At 71.5% G+C, this 13,930-nt stretch carries 13 protein-coding genes; 7 read left to right on the forward strand and 6 right to left on the reverse strand.

From position 1 onward, the window contains the following. The first annotated feature begins 46 nt into the window (after positions 1-46). Together IEY87_RS19670 and IEY87_RS19675 are read left to right on the forward strand one after the other, a co-directional pair. A complete protein-coding gene (locus tag IEY87_RS19670) occupies positions 47-760 on the forward strand; it encodes a DUF72 domain-containing protein (protein WP_189140140.1) in 714 nt (237 codons plus the stop codon). Continuing rightward, a complete protein-coding gene (locus IEY87_RS19675) occupies positions 761-1,729 on the forward strand; it encodes a magnesium transporter CorA family protein (protein WP_225277496.1) in 969 nt (322 codons plus the stop codon). Here IEY87_RS19675 and IEY87_RS19680 read toward each other — a convergent pair. The 4 genes from IEY87_RS19680 to thrS all read right to left on the reverse strand — a co-directional run bounded on the left by IEY87_RS19680 (position 1,624) and on the right by thrS (position 6,393). After that, complete coding sequence (locus IEY87_RS19680; RefSeq protein ID WP_189140141.1) at positions 1,624-2,157, reverse strand: DUF1850 domain-containing protein; 534 nt, start codon at positions 2,155-2,157, stop codon at positions 1,624-1,626. The genes IEY87_RS19675 and IEY87_RS19680 overlap by 106 nt on opposite strands. Positions 2,158-2,177: 20 nt before the next feature. Next, complete coding sequence (locus tag IEY87_RS19685; protein WP_225277497.1) at positions 2,178-3,119, reverse strand: TAXI family TRAP transporter solute-binding subunit; 942 nt, start codon at positions 3,117-3,119, stop codon at positions 2,178-2,180. After that, entirely contained in the window at positions 3,116-5,125 is a 2,010-nt protein-coding gene (locus IEY87_RS19690; protein WP_189140142.1) for a TRAP transporter permease, read from the reverse strand. The genes IEY87_RS19685 and IEY87_RS19690 overlap by 4 nt, the downstream gene beginning before the upstream one ends. 92 nt (positions 5,126-5,217) lie before the next feature. Next, positions 5,218-6,393, reverse strand: a complete 1,176-nt coding sequence (gene thrS / locus IEY87_RS19695) for a threonine--tRNA ligase (RefSeq protein ID WP_189140143.1) — start codon at positions 6,391-6,393, stop codon at positions 5,218-5,220. Positions 6,394-6,600: 207 nt separating this feature from the next. Between thrS and IEY87_RS19700 the strand changes: the two genes are divergently transcribed. Further along, positions 6,601-7,572 (forward strand): helix-turn-helix transcriptional regulator, encoded by a 972-nt coding sequence (locus tag IEY87_RS19700; protein WP_189140144.1) that lies wholly within the window; start codon positions 6,601-6,603, stop codon positions 7,570-7,572. A gap of 29 nt (positions 7,573-7,601) precedes the next feature. Here the strand turns inward: IEY87_RS19700 and IEY87_RS19705 are convergent, their stop codons facing one another. Further along, positions 7,602-8,045 carry an ATP-binding protein gene (locus IEY87_RS19705; RefSeq protein WP_189140145.1) on the reverse strand — a complete coding sequence of 148 codons (444 nt, stop codon included), beginning with the start codon at positions 8,043-8,045 and terminating at the stop codon, positions 7,602-7,604. Between the two features lie 158 nt (positions 8,046-8,203). Here IEY87_RS19705 and IEY87_RS19710 point away from each other — a divergent pair, with 158 nt between their 5' ends. Beyond that, positions 8,204-8,671, forward strand: a complete 468-nt coding sequence (locus IEY87_RS19710) for an adenylyltransferase/cytidyltransferase family protein (RefSeq protein ID WP_189140146.1) — start codon at positions 8,204-8,206, stop codon at positions 8,669-8,671. A 31-nt stretch (positions 8,672-8,702) separates the two neighbouring features. On the opposite strand, the gene IEY87_RS19715 is transcribed toward IEY87_RS19710, so the two are convergent. Next, a complete protein-coding gene (locus tag IEY87_RS19715; protein ID WP_189140147.1) occupies positions 8,703-9,653 on the reverse strand; it encodes an NADP-dependent oxidoreductase in 951 nt (316 codons plus the stop codon). A gap of 49 nt (positions 9,654-9,702) precedes the next feature. On the opposite strand from IEY87_RS19715, the gene IEY87_RS19720 reads away from it, so the two are divergent. From IEY87_RS19720 to IEY87_RS19730, 3 genes are all read left to right on the forward strand, one after another. Then, a complete protein-coding gene (locus IEY87_RS19720; RefSeq protein WP_225277499.1) occupies positions 9,703-10,317 on the forward strand; it encodes a TetR/AcrR family transcriptional regulator in 615 nt (204 codons plus the stop codon). Between the two features lie 137 nt (positions 10,318-10,454). Further along, positions 10,455-11,078, forward strand: coding sequence for a DUF6461 domain-containing protein (locus IEY87_RS19725; protein ID WP_189140149.1), 624 nt, complete (start codon positions 10,455-10,457; stop codon positions 11,076-11,078). A gap of 164 nt (positions 11,079-11,242) precedes the next feature. Further along, a complete protein-coding gene (locus tag IEY87_RS19730; RefSeq protein WP_189140150.1) occupies positions 11,243-13,873 on the forward strand; it encodes a hypothetical protein in 2,631 nt (876 codons plus the stop codon). The last annotated feature ends 57 nt before the right edge of the window (positions 13,874-13,930 follow it).

Below are 13,930 nucleotides of genomic sequence, written 5' to 3' on the forward strand. Positions count from 1 at the left end.
GCGATGAGACAGTACTGCACCTCGACCTGCTGGGTAGACCGCTCGCATGACGACGCTGGTGGGCACCTCCGGATGGCAGTACCGCGACTGGCGCGGCGTGCTCTACCCGCAGGACGTCCCGCAGCGGCTCTGGCTGGAGACCTATGGCGAGCGATTCGGCACGGTCGAGAGCAACAACGCCTTCTACCGCCTGCCGTCGCCGGAGACGTTCGCCGCTTGGCGCGAGCGGACTCCGTACGGCTTCGTGATGGCCGTGAAGGCGAGCAGGTTTCTCACCCACATCAAGCGGCTGGGCGAGCCGGAGGAGCCGGTCGAGCGGCTGATGAAGGCCGTGGCGGGGCTGGGGGACAAGCTCGGCCCGATCCTGCTGCAGTTGCCGCCGACGCTGAAGGCCGATCCGGGCAGGCTGGACCGGTGCCTGGGCTGCTTCCCGGGCGGGGTGCGGGTGGCGGTGGAGTTCAGGCACGCGTCGTGGTGGACGGAGGAGACGCGCAAGGTCCTGCGGGCCCACGAGGCGGCGCTGTGCTGGGCGGACCGGCTCGGCCGGCCGCAGAACCCGTTCTGGGACACCGCGTCCTGGGGCTACGTACGGCTGCACGAGGGCCGCGCCACCCCCACGCCCTCGTACGGTGACACGGCGCTGAGGACCTGGGCCAGGCGGGTGCGCGAGGCGGGCTGGCGGGACGCGTACGTGTATTTCAACAACGATCCCCACGGTGCCGCCGTGCGGAATGCCGAGCGCTTTGCCAGACTCATCTAAGTGCGTACACGTCTGTACAGAAACGGCCTTCTGGAGAAGGAAGGCTTCCCGGTGGCGGAGGTCTCTGACTACGTGGCCGACGGCCGGAACGTCGTCTGGTTCGACCTGTGCTCCCCGACGGTCGAGGAGCTCGCCGTGGTCGGGGAGGAGCTCGGGCTGCACGAGCTGGCGGTCGAAGACGTGCACAACGACCATCAGCGCCCGAAGGTCGATATATACGACAATCACCTGTTCATCGCCGTCTATGCCGCACACTTCGACGGCGAGAACGTCGACCTCGCCGAGGTCGACCTCTTCGTCACCGCGAACGCCCTGGTCACCGTGCGGCAGAGCGACCGCTTCGACATCGACGAGGTGCTGCGGCGCTGGGACGCCGCTCCCCACCTGGCCGGCCACGGCGTCGCCTTCCTGCTGCACGGCGTGCTGGACTACGTGGTCGACGGCCATCTCGCCGTGGTCCAGGAGCTCGACGCGCAGGCCGAGACACTGGAGGACGCGCTGTTCGAGGAGCGGCCGTCGGGCGGTCGCGAGCTGCAGCGCAGGATGTACGACCTGCGCAAGGCCACGGTCAGGTTCCGCAAGGTCACGATGCCGATGCGGGAGGTCGTCGGCACCCTGCGCCGCCGCGACCAGGAGCTGGCCGCCGACCCCAGGATGGCCCCCTACTACGAGGACGTCTACGACCACGCGCTGCGCACCAGCGAATGGGTCGAGTCGCTGCGCGACCTGCTGGCCAACATGCGGGAGACCCGCCTGGCGGAGCAGGGCTTCCGGCTGAACGAGATCATGAAACGGCTGACGAGCTGGGCGGCGATCATCGCGGTGCCGACCGCCATCACCGGCTTCTACGGCCAGAACGTGCCCTACCCCGGTTCGAATGAGCCGTGGGGCTTCTGGTTGTCGCTGGTGCTGGTGGCCGTCGCCTCGGTGGTGCTGTACGCGGCGTTCAAGAAGAAGGACTGGCTGTAAGGCGGCGGGCACGGGCCGCCCCGGTCGTGCGAGGTCAGCTCCACCGCCACCCGCACCCGGCGCGCTCCCGACGCAGGATACAGCGGCAGGCAGCGCCCGCCCGCCAGCAGCGTCCTGCGGCCGATGGGCGTCGTGAGCAGCGGCAGCTCGTCGTACGTCGCGGGCACGGCCAGGCGCAGCAGCCACCGCCCGCCCGGCGTGCGGCTCCGCTCGCCGTCCAGCGCGTAGTAGTCGAGCACGCCACCGCTGTCGGAGACGACGGCGCGCATGGTGAAGCGGCCGCCCTCGACGGTGAACACCTCCGCGGAGGGGGCGTGGTAGACGCTGTGCACGTAGCCGATCGCGAACACGCCGGAGCGGGGGAGGACCAGCCCGTTCACGGACAGGCGCCCGGCCCCGCCTCCGGAGCCGGCCGCCAGCACCGTCACCAGCGCCAGAACCAGTCTGATCAGCCCTCCTCCTTGAAGTAGCGAACCGCGCCCAGATGCAGCGCCACCGGCGCCACCTGCTGGGCGAGCCTCAGGTCGAGCTTGTTCGCCTCCGGGTGCACGGCCGCGAGCTCGGCCTTCTTCTCGAACAGGGTCCGGGTGATGTCGTAGGCGAGCTGCTCGTTCATCGTGTCCGGCACCAGCAGCACGTTGGCGATCCCGACCGTCTTGATCGTGCCGGTCAGCTTGTAGACGCTCATGTCGATGTCCAGGCCGACGTACTGCTCGCCGTGCTCGGCCTGCATCTTTGCGAGCACGTCAGAGGTGTCGAGCATCTTCATGTCCGACCGGGTCGTCGCCAGGTCCACCACCCCGGCCGTGGGCAGCCCGCCCACCCAGAAGAACGCGTCGATGGTGCCGTCCTTCACCGCCTGCACCGACTCGTTGATCGACAGCTGCTGCTTGGAGATGTCGCTGTCCGGGTTGAGCCCGGCGGCCTCCAGCATGCGCCTGGCCACGACCTGCGTACCAGAGTTGGGCGGGCCGAGCGAGACCGTCCGGCCCTTCAGGTCGGCCACCTTCCCGGCGGCGACCCCCGGCGCGACCACCACGTGCGCGTAGTTGTCGTAGATGCGGGCCAGCGCCTTGATCGGCTGCTTCTCGGTGAAGGAGCCGGTGCCGTTGACCGCGTCGGCCGCCGTGTCGGACTGCGAGAAGCCGATGTCGGCCTTGCCGGTGGCCAGCAGCTTGATGTTCTCGATGGAGGCGGAGGTGACCGAGGCGGTGGCCTGGGTGTTGGCGATGTTGGCGGACAACTGCTTGGCCAGCCCGCCCCCGTAGACGTAGTAGACGCCGGTGGTGCCACCGGTGGCGATCGACAGCCGGTTGCCCGCACCCCCCGAGCCACCGCCGCAGCCCGCGATCAGAACGGCCACGCCGAATAGCGCCATGATCCGCTTCACGCTGAAACGCTCCTTCTTCTGAAGAGATGAACGGCTGCCGCGACCGCCAGCACAGTGAAGCCCGCGGCGATCGGGACGGGTTCGAGGAAGAGCAGCAGCGCCGCGGCGACCGTCGCCAGCAGCCGCTCCACCGGGCCGCTGAGCCCGCCGGTCGCCATGGCGAGCGCCGCCACCGCCACCGCCGAGACCGCCGCCATCAGCAGCACGACGGTGATCGGCCCCTGGCCCAGCAGCGCCTGTCCATTCGGCGTGAGCACGAACGCGAACGGCACCAGGAAGGCCGGCAACGTGTAACGCCAGGTCATCATCATGGTCTTGTACGTGTTGCCGCCCGTGATGGCCGACGCCGCGACCGCCGACAGCGCCGTGGGCGGGCTCACCTCCGACAGGACCGCGTAGTAGAACACGAACATGTACGCCTCCGCGGGGCTCACACCGAGCGCGGTGAGCGCCGGGGCGATGATCACCGCCGCGATGATGAAGCTCGCCGTCACCGGCACCGCCAGGCCGAGCAGCAGGACCGCCACGGCGGACATGACCGTGGTCAGGACGAGGTTGCCGGCGGCGAGGTCCACGATGATCGAGCTGAGGTTGAGCCCGAGCCCGGTCTGGGTGATGACGCCGACGATGATGCCCGCCGCCGCGCAGACCGCGGTCACCGGCAGCACCTCCAGCGTGCCCTTGGCCAGCGCCTGGCCGATCCGGCCCGGCCCCATCCGGTGCGCAGGGTCCAGGAAGGACAGCGCGAACGCGATGGCGGTGGCGATCACCACGGACTGGAACGCCGAGCGGTCCAGCGCCATCAGCACGACGATCAGGATGAGCGAGCTGAAGTGGTAGCCGAAGCGCAGCAGCAGCCGGCCGGCCCTGGGCGCGTCCACCGCCACGGCGTGGGTGTTGAAGCGGCGCGAGTCGATCTCGATGGCCAGGAAGATGCCCAGGTAATAGAGGATCGTCGGGATCGTCGCGTAGACCAGCACCTCCAGATAGCTGACCCGGAGATATTCGGCGATGATGAACGCCGCCGCGCCCAGCGTGGGCGGTGACAGGATCGCGCCGATGCCGCCCGCCGCCAGGATGCCGCCCGCCGGCTCCTTCGGGTAGCCGGCCCGCCTGAGCACCGGCCAGGCGACGCTGCCCAGGCTGACCGTGGTCGCCACGCCCGATCCCGAGACGGTGCCGAGCAGGAAGCCCGCCGTGGTGACGGTGCGGCCGGGGGCGGCGCGGGACTTGCGGAAGGCGGCGAAGCTCAGGTCGATGAAGAACTTGCTGGCGCCGGAGAAATCCAGAACGGCGCCGTAGATGGTGAAAAGGATGATGTAGCTGGCCGCCACCTGCAAAGGGACGCCGAAAAAGCCCTCGGTGCCGGTGTAGAGCTGCGACACGATCTGGTCAAGGTCGAATCCTCGGTGCCCGATCGTCCAGTTGATCGGCAAATATGCGCCGAAATAGGCGTACGCCAGGAAAAAGGCGCAGATAAGGGTGAGTGACCATCCGACGGTGCGCCGGACGGCCTCCAGCAGCAGCACCGTCAGCACCAGCCCCGCCACGACGTCCAGCTCGCTCAGCGCCGCGCCCGAGCCCCGGTCGCGGAAGGCGTCGATGCCGAGCAGCGGATAGACCAGCACCGCCAGGGAGGCCGCCGCCAGCAGCCAGTCACCCACACTCGGCCACTCGACCCGCGCCCCCACCGGCGGCTGCCCGCCCGCCGTCACGGGCACGGCGGTCGGGTCCGGCGGGCCGGCGCGGCGCTCGCGCAGCCGCCGGATCGCCGGCCCCAGCCCGGAGCGGTAGCTGAGGAAGACCAGCGGCAGCGCCACCGCCAGGAACGTCATCCGATGCTGCAGCGCCTCGACCGGGAAGAACACCACCGCGATCGAGTACGCCGACAGCGATCCGCCCACGATCCAGGCGCCGAGTTTGAGGGGGTCGGGCAATCGGCGGGCGGGTCGTTCCTGCTCGTGGGCGGAGACCAGCTCCGCCTCCCGGTCACTGAGCTCGGTCAAGTCGTTCCTCCCGACAGGGCGTTGGGGCCATTTAAAGTCCCTTTACTGGCTGTGGGAAGCCTCTGTTACCTTTATTTGATCAATCGCCCGGCTCAGAACCGCGACCTGGACCGATCGGCCAATTCCGCGAGTGGCACCGGGCCCGCCTGGCTGCCGTCGCGCAGCCGCACGGACGCCTGTCCGCTCGCCACCTCACGCGGCCCCACCACGAGCTGGTACGGCACCAGCCGGTGCGCTCTGATCCGGGCGCCGAGGGTCCCCCGGTCAGCCGGGGCCAACTCGGTCCTGAGCCCCGCCGCGACGCTTCGCCGTACCAGATCTTCGGCGGCGGGCAGCTCGGCGTCGGACAGTGGCAGCACGACCGCCTGCACGGGCGCCAGCCAGGCGGGGAACGCGCCGGCGTGCACCTCGATCAGGTGGGCCATGAGCCGCTCCAGGCCGCCGACCACGCTGCGGTGCACCATGACGGGCCGGCCGCCGCCGGCGTAGCCGAGGTCGAAGCGGTCAGGCTGGTAGTAGTCCACCTGAACGGTCGACAGGGTCGACTCGCGCCCGGCGGAGTCGGCGATCTGGACGTCGATCTTCGGGCCGTAGAAGGCGCCCTCGCCGGGCTCGGCGTCGAAGGCGCGCCCGCGCTGCCGCAGGACCTCGCGCAGGACGCTCTCCGAGCGCTGCCACATGCCGGGGTCGTCCACGAACTTGGCGCCCTCGCCGCGCAGCGACAGCCGGTAGCGGGCGGCCCGGATGCCGAGCTGGGCGTGCGCGGCCTCGATGAGGTCGAGCGCGGCCGACACCTCGGCCGCGGCCTGCTCGGGCGCGCAGAAGGTGTGCCCGTCGTTGAGCTGGATGGCCCGCACCCTGCTCAGCCCGCCGAGCACGCCCGACAACTCGGCGCGGTACATGCCGCCGAGCTCGGCGATGCGCAGCGGCAGGTCGCGGTGGCTGCGCTGCCGGGAGCGGTAGATCAGCGCGTGGTGCGGGCACAGGCTCGGCCGCAGCACGAACTCCTCCCCGCCCACCGCCATCGGCGGGAACATGTCCTCGGCGTAGTGCGCCCAGTGCCCCGACTTCTCGTACAGCTCCCGCTTGCCGAGCACGGGCGAGTTGACGTGCTGATAGCCGTGCCGGCGTTCGAGCTCGTGCACGTAGTCCTCGATGGCCTTGCGGACGGCGGCGCCGGCCGGCAGCCAGAAGGGCAGGCCGGAGCCGATCAGCGGATCGGCGTCGAAGAGGCCGAGCTCACGGCCGAGCCTGCGGTGGTCGTTCATGATCATCCCTTGGGTGGAAGGGGCGAACGACCGATCTCCCCGGGCGTTCGCCCGGGGAGCAGGAATCAGCGCGCCGGGACAGGGTCCGGCGTCGTCGTGACGTAAGCGCGCTGCATGGCCGCAACGCTAGCACCGGCGCTCCCGCTCCGGCTCTTGAATTTCGGCACGACGAAGCGTCAAGAAAAGGTCAAAATGATATAAAGAGCCGTGGCCGAGATCACCCTGAACCTCCGCCAGCTGCGGGCGTTCGCCGAGGTCGGCTACCAGGTCGCCGGCGGCAGCGGGGCACATGGCGCGATGACGGCGCTGCGCCGGGTCGTGCCCCTCGACGCCTACGAGTTCGTCGCCTTCGACTCCGCCACCGGCCGGCACCACAGCGTCGTCTCCGACGGGCACGCGCGCATCGACGGCGACGCGGCCGAGGAGTACGCGGGCCTCGACGCCTACCGCGCGGCCCTGGCCACCCGGCAGCCGGTGACGATGCCCGAGCCGGGCACCGAGCGCTACTTCCGCCGCCACCTGGCGCCCTACGGCTGGCGGGCCGGGCTGACCGCGCCGCTGTTCCTGACCGAGGGCCGCTACACCGGGCTGCTGCACCTGACCACCAGGGACGCCTTCGCCGACGTCACCCCCGCGCTGGTCACCGCCGCGAGCCCGATGCTGGCGCACGTCACCGACCTGGCCAAGTGCGTGATCGACCCGGTCGGGCTGCCCGCCGGGTTCCGCGCGGTCGCCTTCGACCGGGTGGGCACCCGCCGCGACGTGCCCGGCCTGGAGACCTCGGCGGCGCTGTGGGACGACCCGGCGATGGCCGGCTACGCCCGCGCGTTCATCGACTCCCGCGAGCTCAACCGGCACGGCCTCTGGCTCGACCCGCGCGGCCAGTGGCACGAGACCCGGCTCATGCGGGCCGGAGTCGGCTTCCAGGGCGCGCTGCAGGGCGCGGTGGTCGCCGAGCGGCCCTGCTCGCTGCCGTACGACCTGACGGGCCGGGAGGTGGACGTGCTCACCCGGGTCGCGGCCGGTGACTCCAACCCGCAGATCGCCGCCGCCCTGGTGCTCAGCGTGCGCACCGTGACGACCCACCTGGAGCACATCTTCGCCAAACTCGGCTGCGACAGCCGCACCCGCCTCACCACCAAGGCACTGGCGGAGGGCCTGTGCCGGTTGGACGTCTAAGCGGCGGAGGGCTTATGCAGGCGGGACGTTCAGACGGCGGCCCAGCCCGCTGGGGCCGTCGCCAGCGGCAACTCGAACCAGACCGCCGTCCTGCCCTCCCCGCGGATGAACCCCCAGCGGTGGCTGATCGCCTCCAGCAGCGGCAGCCCCCGCCCCCCGGTCGACTGCGCGCTGGTACGGCAGGCGCACGGCGGCTCGTCGGAGCCCCCGTCCTCCACGCACACCCGCACCATGTCCGGCGCCGCCAGCACGGTGACCTTGAACTCGCCACCGGCCCCCGACCGGGAGTGCAGGATCGCGTTCGTCGCCAGCTCACTGGTCAGCAGCACGCAGTCGTCGTGCAGCGGGTGGTCCCGCCCGAGCACGGCGGTCACCAGACGCCTCGCCCCCGCCACCTCGGACGGGATCCCCGGGAAGCGGAGTTCGAGCCGGTGGGAGCCCGAATCGATGGTCTCTTGCGAGGACGGTGTCACGGCGACCCCCTGATGACGGCGACGTCATGAGACGCGCCACACTGGTGCCAGGGACTATCGCGAAAAGGTAGGAATGCCCTTTCTCAAGGTCGCTCGCACGGTGGCACGGGTGGACCGAGTACGCTGCGATCGACGAGTCGACTAGGAGGAGTGCCTGCGTGAGCAGCCTGGAGGCCGTCTGGGTGCAGCGGTACGACCACCCGGGGGCAGCGGTCGTGACCGGCGTCTTCGACATCCTGCACGTGGGACACGTGCGCTACCTGAGCTCCGTCGCCGCGCGCGGCCGGCCGCTGGTCGTCGGGATCGAGGACGACCCGCGGGTGCGGGCCTGGAAGGGCCCGTCGCGGCCGTTCAACCCGGCCCCGGAGCGGGCCGAGGTGATGGCGGCGCTGCGGTTCGTGACGGGGGTGTTCATCGTCACCGGACCGCCGGACGCGCACGGACCCGAGGACTACATCGACCTGCTGGCCCCGATGCGGCCCGGCGCGCTCGCGCACACCGCGGGAGACCCGCACGCCTCCGCCCGCCGCACGGCCGCCGCGCTGCTGGAGGCGGAGTGCTGGGAGCTGGAAGCCATCCCGGACCGCTCCACCACCCGCATCGTCAACGCCGCGGGCAAGGGCTGACGACAGCCCCCGCGAGCGGCGGTGGGGCTGGTCAGTTCACCAGCACGATCTTCCCGCGGGCGTGCCGGCTCTCGCTCAGCTCGTGCGCGGAGGCGGCCTCGGTGAGCGAGAACGCCGCCGCGACCGGCACCCGCAGCCGGCCCTGCTGGGCGAGCTCGACCGCGATGCCGAGGCCGTGCACCGCCAGCGGGTCGGCGGCGCCAACGGCCGTCGCCGGGTCACCGGCCGGCGCGCCGTGCGACAGGTGCACGCCGAGGGCCGCCGCGGTGAAGTCCGGAGCGATCGTCACCACGCGCGCCGGATCCCCGGCGATGGCGATCAGGTCGGGCAGCGCCCCTCCCGCGCAGTCGAACACCGCGTCCACCCCGCCCGGCGCCAGCGCGCGGACCCGTTCGACCAGGCCCGCCCCGTACGTCGTCGGCTGCGCGCCGAGGGAGCGCAGGAAGTCGTGGTTGTGCTCCCCGGCCGTACCGATGACGGTGGCGCCCCGGGCGAGCGCGAACTGCACCGCGACCGTGCCCACCCCGCCGGCCGCGCCCTGCACCAGCACGGTGTGCCCGGCGCCGACCGCGAGCCGGTCGAGCACCCGGGTGGCCGTCTCGACGCTGCCCGCGGCGCCACCGGCCTCCTCCCAGCTCCACGCGGCCGGTTTCGGCGCCCAGGCGACCAGGACCGCGTGATCGGCGTTGGCGCCGCGCGCGGTCGCCGCGGTCATGCCGAACACCTCGTCGCCGACCCCGACCCCCGTGACGCCGGCACCGACCTCGTCCACCACGCCCGCGGCGTCGAACCCGGTCCGGTACGGGAACGTCGCCGGCACCACCGCACGCATCTTCCCCGATCGGATGTACGTCTCTCCCGCCGACAATCCGGACGCCCGTACGGCGATACGGATCGCCCCCGGCCCGGCATGCGGCTCCTCGACCTCGGCGACATGCACCACGCCGGCCGGGCCGTACTCGGAAAACTGAACAGCTCTCATGCGCCGCACCGTAACGGAACACCCCGCCCGTTTGACTAAAGTGAGAGCGGTGACGGCCGAAGTGAGTCAGCAGCAGCGCTCGGACGCCCGCGACAACCGCGCGCGCATCCTCGCGGTCGCCCGCGCGGCCTTCGCCGCCGAGGGCCTCGAGGTGCCGATCCGCGAGATCGCCCGGCGGGCCCAGGTCGGCGCGGCCACCGTCTATCGGCACTTCCCCACCAAGGAAGCACTGCTCAGCGAGGTCCTCGCCGAGCCGATGGCCCTGTGCTCGGCAGTCGTCGAGCAAGGGCTGGCGGAGGCCGACCCGTGGCGCGGGTTCTGCCTGGTGATCGAGAAACTGATGGAGGCACACGCCCTCGACCGCGGCCTGTCCAGCGCCTTCACCTCACGGCTCCCGTACTTCAAGGCAGACCGCGACCGGACGATCCGGCTGCTGCTCGACCTCATCCGGCGTGCGAAGGAGGCCGGAAGCCTGCGGGCCGACTTCGTCCTGGAGGACTTCATCATGGCGATGATGGCGAACGAGGGCATCCGCGCCGAGTCACCCGAACAGCGAGCAGCGGCATCACGCCGTTTCGCCGCCCTGATGACCCAGTCCTTCCACGCCGCCCCCGCCCCCGCCCCCCTCCCACCGGCTGTCCGCCTGCTGCCGGCCGTTCAGTAGCGCCTCAGCGTCCACCTCCCGGCGATCCTGTCGCCCTCGTGAACGACCGAGAGGGGGCGCTGGATCAGTGCCATGCCGGTGCGCGGGAGTCGCCGCTCCCGCGTACCGGCCCTCGTACGTGAAGAAGGAGCGCGGAATTGGACACCGACAAGGACCTCTGGGAGCTCCTCGTCGCTCACGGCATCGACTACGACACGCCGTTCCGGAGCATCTGGGTGGAAGGCTTGGAGGTCGAAGAGGTGGCACGGAGGCTGGGCGCCGATCCGAGCAGTGCCCGGGCCTGCGGCTGGCGGGAAATCGTCACCGGCAGCTACACGGAGCACGGCGATGGCGTCATCTGGATCGGCCCGCAAGCACCGGGCTGGGTCCAGGTGATCCAACTCGACGGGTACGACGCGTGGCGATGGCGGTCCTGGGTCGAGCTGACTCGGGACGGCGGGCGGCTGCTCTATCTCGGCTGGCCCCTGTACGAACTGGAGGGGGTCGAAGACCTCGAATACGTGGTCAACGGCGAGGTCATGACGACCCTGGTGGTCGGGGATCCGGAGGAGCGGGACGGCACTGATCCGGATGCGTTGGACGCCTACCTGGACGGGCTGGCCTTCCAAGGCGACACGGCCGCAGCCGAGGTGACCTCGGCTCTACGCCTCATCGGCCGCGTCACGGGGAGGGAACTCGACCAGGCGTGGCTGAACGGCCCGCACACCAGATACGTCATTCCCGCGTCCGCTCGAGAGGAAGGCGATGACCACGACGTCTGAATGGGGGTGCCGTTTCGGGGACGGCTCTCACACGCCGCGATGACCTTGAAGAGTGGAACCCCCAACCCGCGCGGAGGTCCGGGCTCCGGTCGTGGAAGGCTGGATTGTCGGAGCCGGTGGTTAGGGTCCGGGACCATGATCGATTCTTGGTGCGAGGTGTCCGGATGAACCCCTGGCACGAGGTCCTTGACCGCATCGAAGCGCGCGACGACGAAGATCTGACGACCTTCCTGGACGGGCTGAGCGATCTGGGGCGGAAGGCGGTCGCTGTGCAGCTTCCCGCGCATCTGGCCGAGGAGCTCCGGGGCGGGTTCGAGGCCCGATGGGAGATCGAGACGCAGTTGGCGTCCGGGTACCGGCTGACAGGGGCGGCCTGCCTGTCTGGGGCCGAGCAGGTGGCGACCTGGCTGAACCGCAGGGAGCTGCGCGAGCCGCGAGCCCCCGAGCAGGACGCCGCCCGCATCGTGTCCCTGCTGCGGCACCGTCCCCTGGAGTGGCGGCGCGACCTGGCCGTCCGGCTGGCGGACCGGCTGAGGCCGCCGACCGGCAGGGCGTCGCGGCGCAGCGATGGCATGCCGGGCTGGGAGCTGGCCGCCGCACTGGTGGCCGAGACGGGCGTCGAGCCGCCGGACGGCGACGCGTTCGTCGCCGGATGGGTCTGGCGGCAGGTATGGCGGCGACGCGTCCACGGCAACCTCCTCGACGGTGATCCGCTGCTCGACGCCCTGCTGCCGCGCCTGTTCGAGGTGCCGGGCGTGGCCGCTCCCCTGGTCATGGAGCTGCGCTGGGATCTGGGGCGGAGCACCATCGGCGAGCTGGCGGAGCTGGCGGACAAAGGCCGGATACCGCGCGCGACGCTCATCGCCGGCTGCGCCAGGCGGTTCATGACCGGCGGCTCGGACATGGAGATCAGTCCGTTCGTAGGCTTGTGGCGGCTGCTGCGGCCGGAACCGGCGGACATCCCGGTCCTGGACTTCGTGCGCCTGCTGCCGTCGGCCGCGCCGCCGCTGGCGCAGCTCGCGGTGGACGAGCTGCAGCGGGCCGAGGCCGCGGACCTGCTGGACGACGAGCTGTTCGCCGAGGCCCTGGGGTCGCTGGTATACCGGCGGGAAAAGGGCCTCCTACGGGCCGCCGTGCAGTGGCTGGCGCGTACGCCCGCGTCGAGGGGTGGCGGCGCGGTGCCCGCACTGGCCGTCGTGTTCGATGTGGACACCCCTGCCCTGCGCGAGCGCGCGGTACGGCTAGCGGTCAAGCTGGTCCCGTATGTGGACGCCCCCGGCCGCGAGTCGATCCGCGAGGCCGCGACCAGGCTGCCCAGCGCCCTGCGCGAACGCGTCGCCGCTGCCTATGGCCCGGTCGACGAGACAGAGCCGGAGCGGCCGGCCGCCGCCGTGCTGCGCATGCCCGCGCTGCCCGGGCTCGCACCGCCGTTCACCTCACCGGCCGAGGTGGTCACGGAACTGCGGGCGCTGAGCTGGATGGATGAACCGCTGCGCTGCGAACGCGTCCTGGCCGGGCTGGTCGAACTGACCCATGGCGATCGCGACGCGATGACGGCGGCGCTGTGGCAGTGGTGGGAGGAGACCCGATCGCTGCCGTGCGACCCCGACAGCCAGGTGTTCGACCGCAACGCCTACCACCGCGACACCCGTACCCTGCTGGCCCGCTGCGCCCTGGCGATCGTGGCGCCCGAGCAGAGCCGGCGGGTGAGCACGTCATCGGCCGGGACGCGCACGTACCGCGGCTCTGAGGACTGGCCACCCCAGCGTCTCCTCCGGCATCGCCTGGAGGAGGTGATCGCGCTCTTCGAGCGCGGAGAGACGATCCCCGCGCTGCTCGCCACGCCGACCGCTCCTACCGGCCATGTGGAGGCCGCGACCCTGGTGGAGCGCATGGAACGGCTGGCGGGCACCGAGCCGCTGCCCGCCGACTTCAAGCAGGCGCTGCTGCGGCTGCCCCGGAACACCGATCCCGACCTGCTCGTACGAGCGGAGAAACTGCCTTCACAGGCGGGCCGCACCCTGGCCGCGTGGCTGCGCGACGGCGCTTGGCCCGATCCCGACGTGGACTGGGCGGTGCAGAACGAGCAGGCGTACTACCTGTCCGACCGCCGGCTGCTGCCCAAGGTCGTGCCACCTGAGGGACTGCCGGACTGGCTGGAGGAGCTGTGGGTCTTCGACTCCCCTTACGTCTACCTCTCCTACCGGCACGACGTCGTGTGGTGGCCGGTGATGATGCCGTCGTACCGCGAGATCGTGGCCGCCTGGCTCATCCGCTCCGGGCCCGACCTGTCCAGCTCGAACGACCCCAGGATGGAGACGCTGGCGGCTCTGGCCCACGGCGACGGCCCGGTGGGTGCGGCCACCGCGGCCGTGCTCGTGAGCGGGCTGGGCCACCGGCGGGACGAGCCGCGGGCGGCGGCGGCCGACGCGGCGCTCACGCTGGCCGCGCGCGGGCGGTTCCCGGCCGCCGCGTGCGGGGCGGCCCTCATCGAGCTGATCCGGCTCGAGTTCGTCGTGCTCAAGCGGAGCGCCGCAGCGCTCGGCGACCTGACGGACGCCGGCGCGCACGCCGAGGTGTGGCGGCTGCTCACCGCGGCCCTTCCCCGCCTGATCCCCTCCGATGGCGAACGGCCGCGCGCCGGGCTGGGCGACCTGCTGGGCGTCGCCGCGCGGGCGGCCACGCTCGCGGGCGCGAGAGGGGAGATCGACGGGCTGGCGGCGCTGGCCGCGCGCAAGGGGCCGAGCCTCGTGCTGCACGAGGCCCGGCACCTGTACGAGGTGCTGTCCGGATAGCGTCCTTGTGCCAGGAATCCGCGGACGATCGCTTACGTAGCGGAGGCGATGCCGGCA

The sequence above is a fragment of the Nonomuraea glycinis genome (genome assembly GCF_014646515.1).
Lineage (GTDB): Bacteria > Actinomycetota > Actinomycetes > Streptosporangiales > Streptosporangiaceae > Nonomuraea > Nonomuraea glycinis.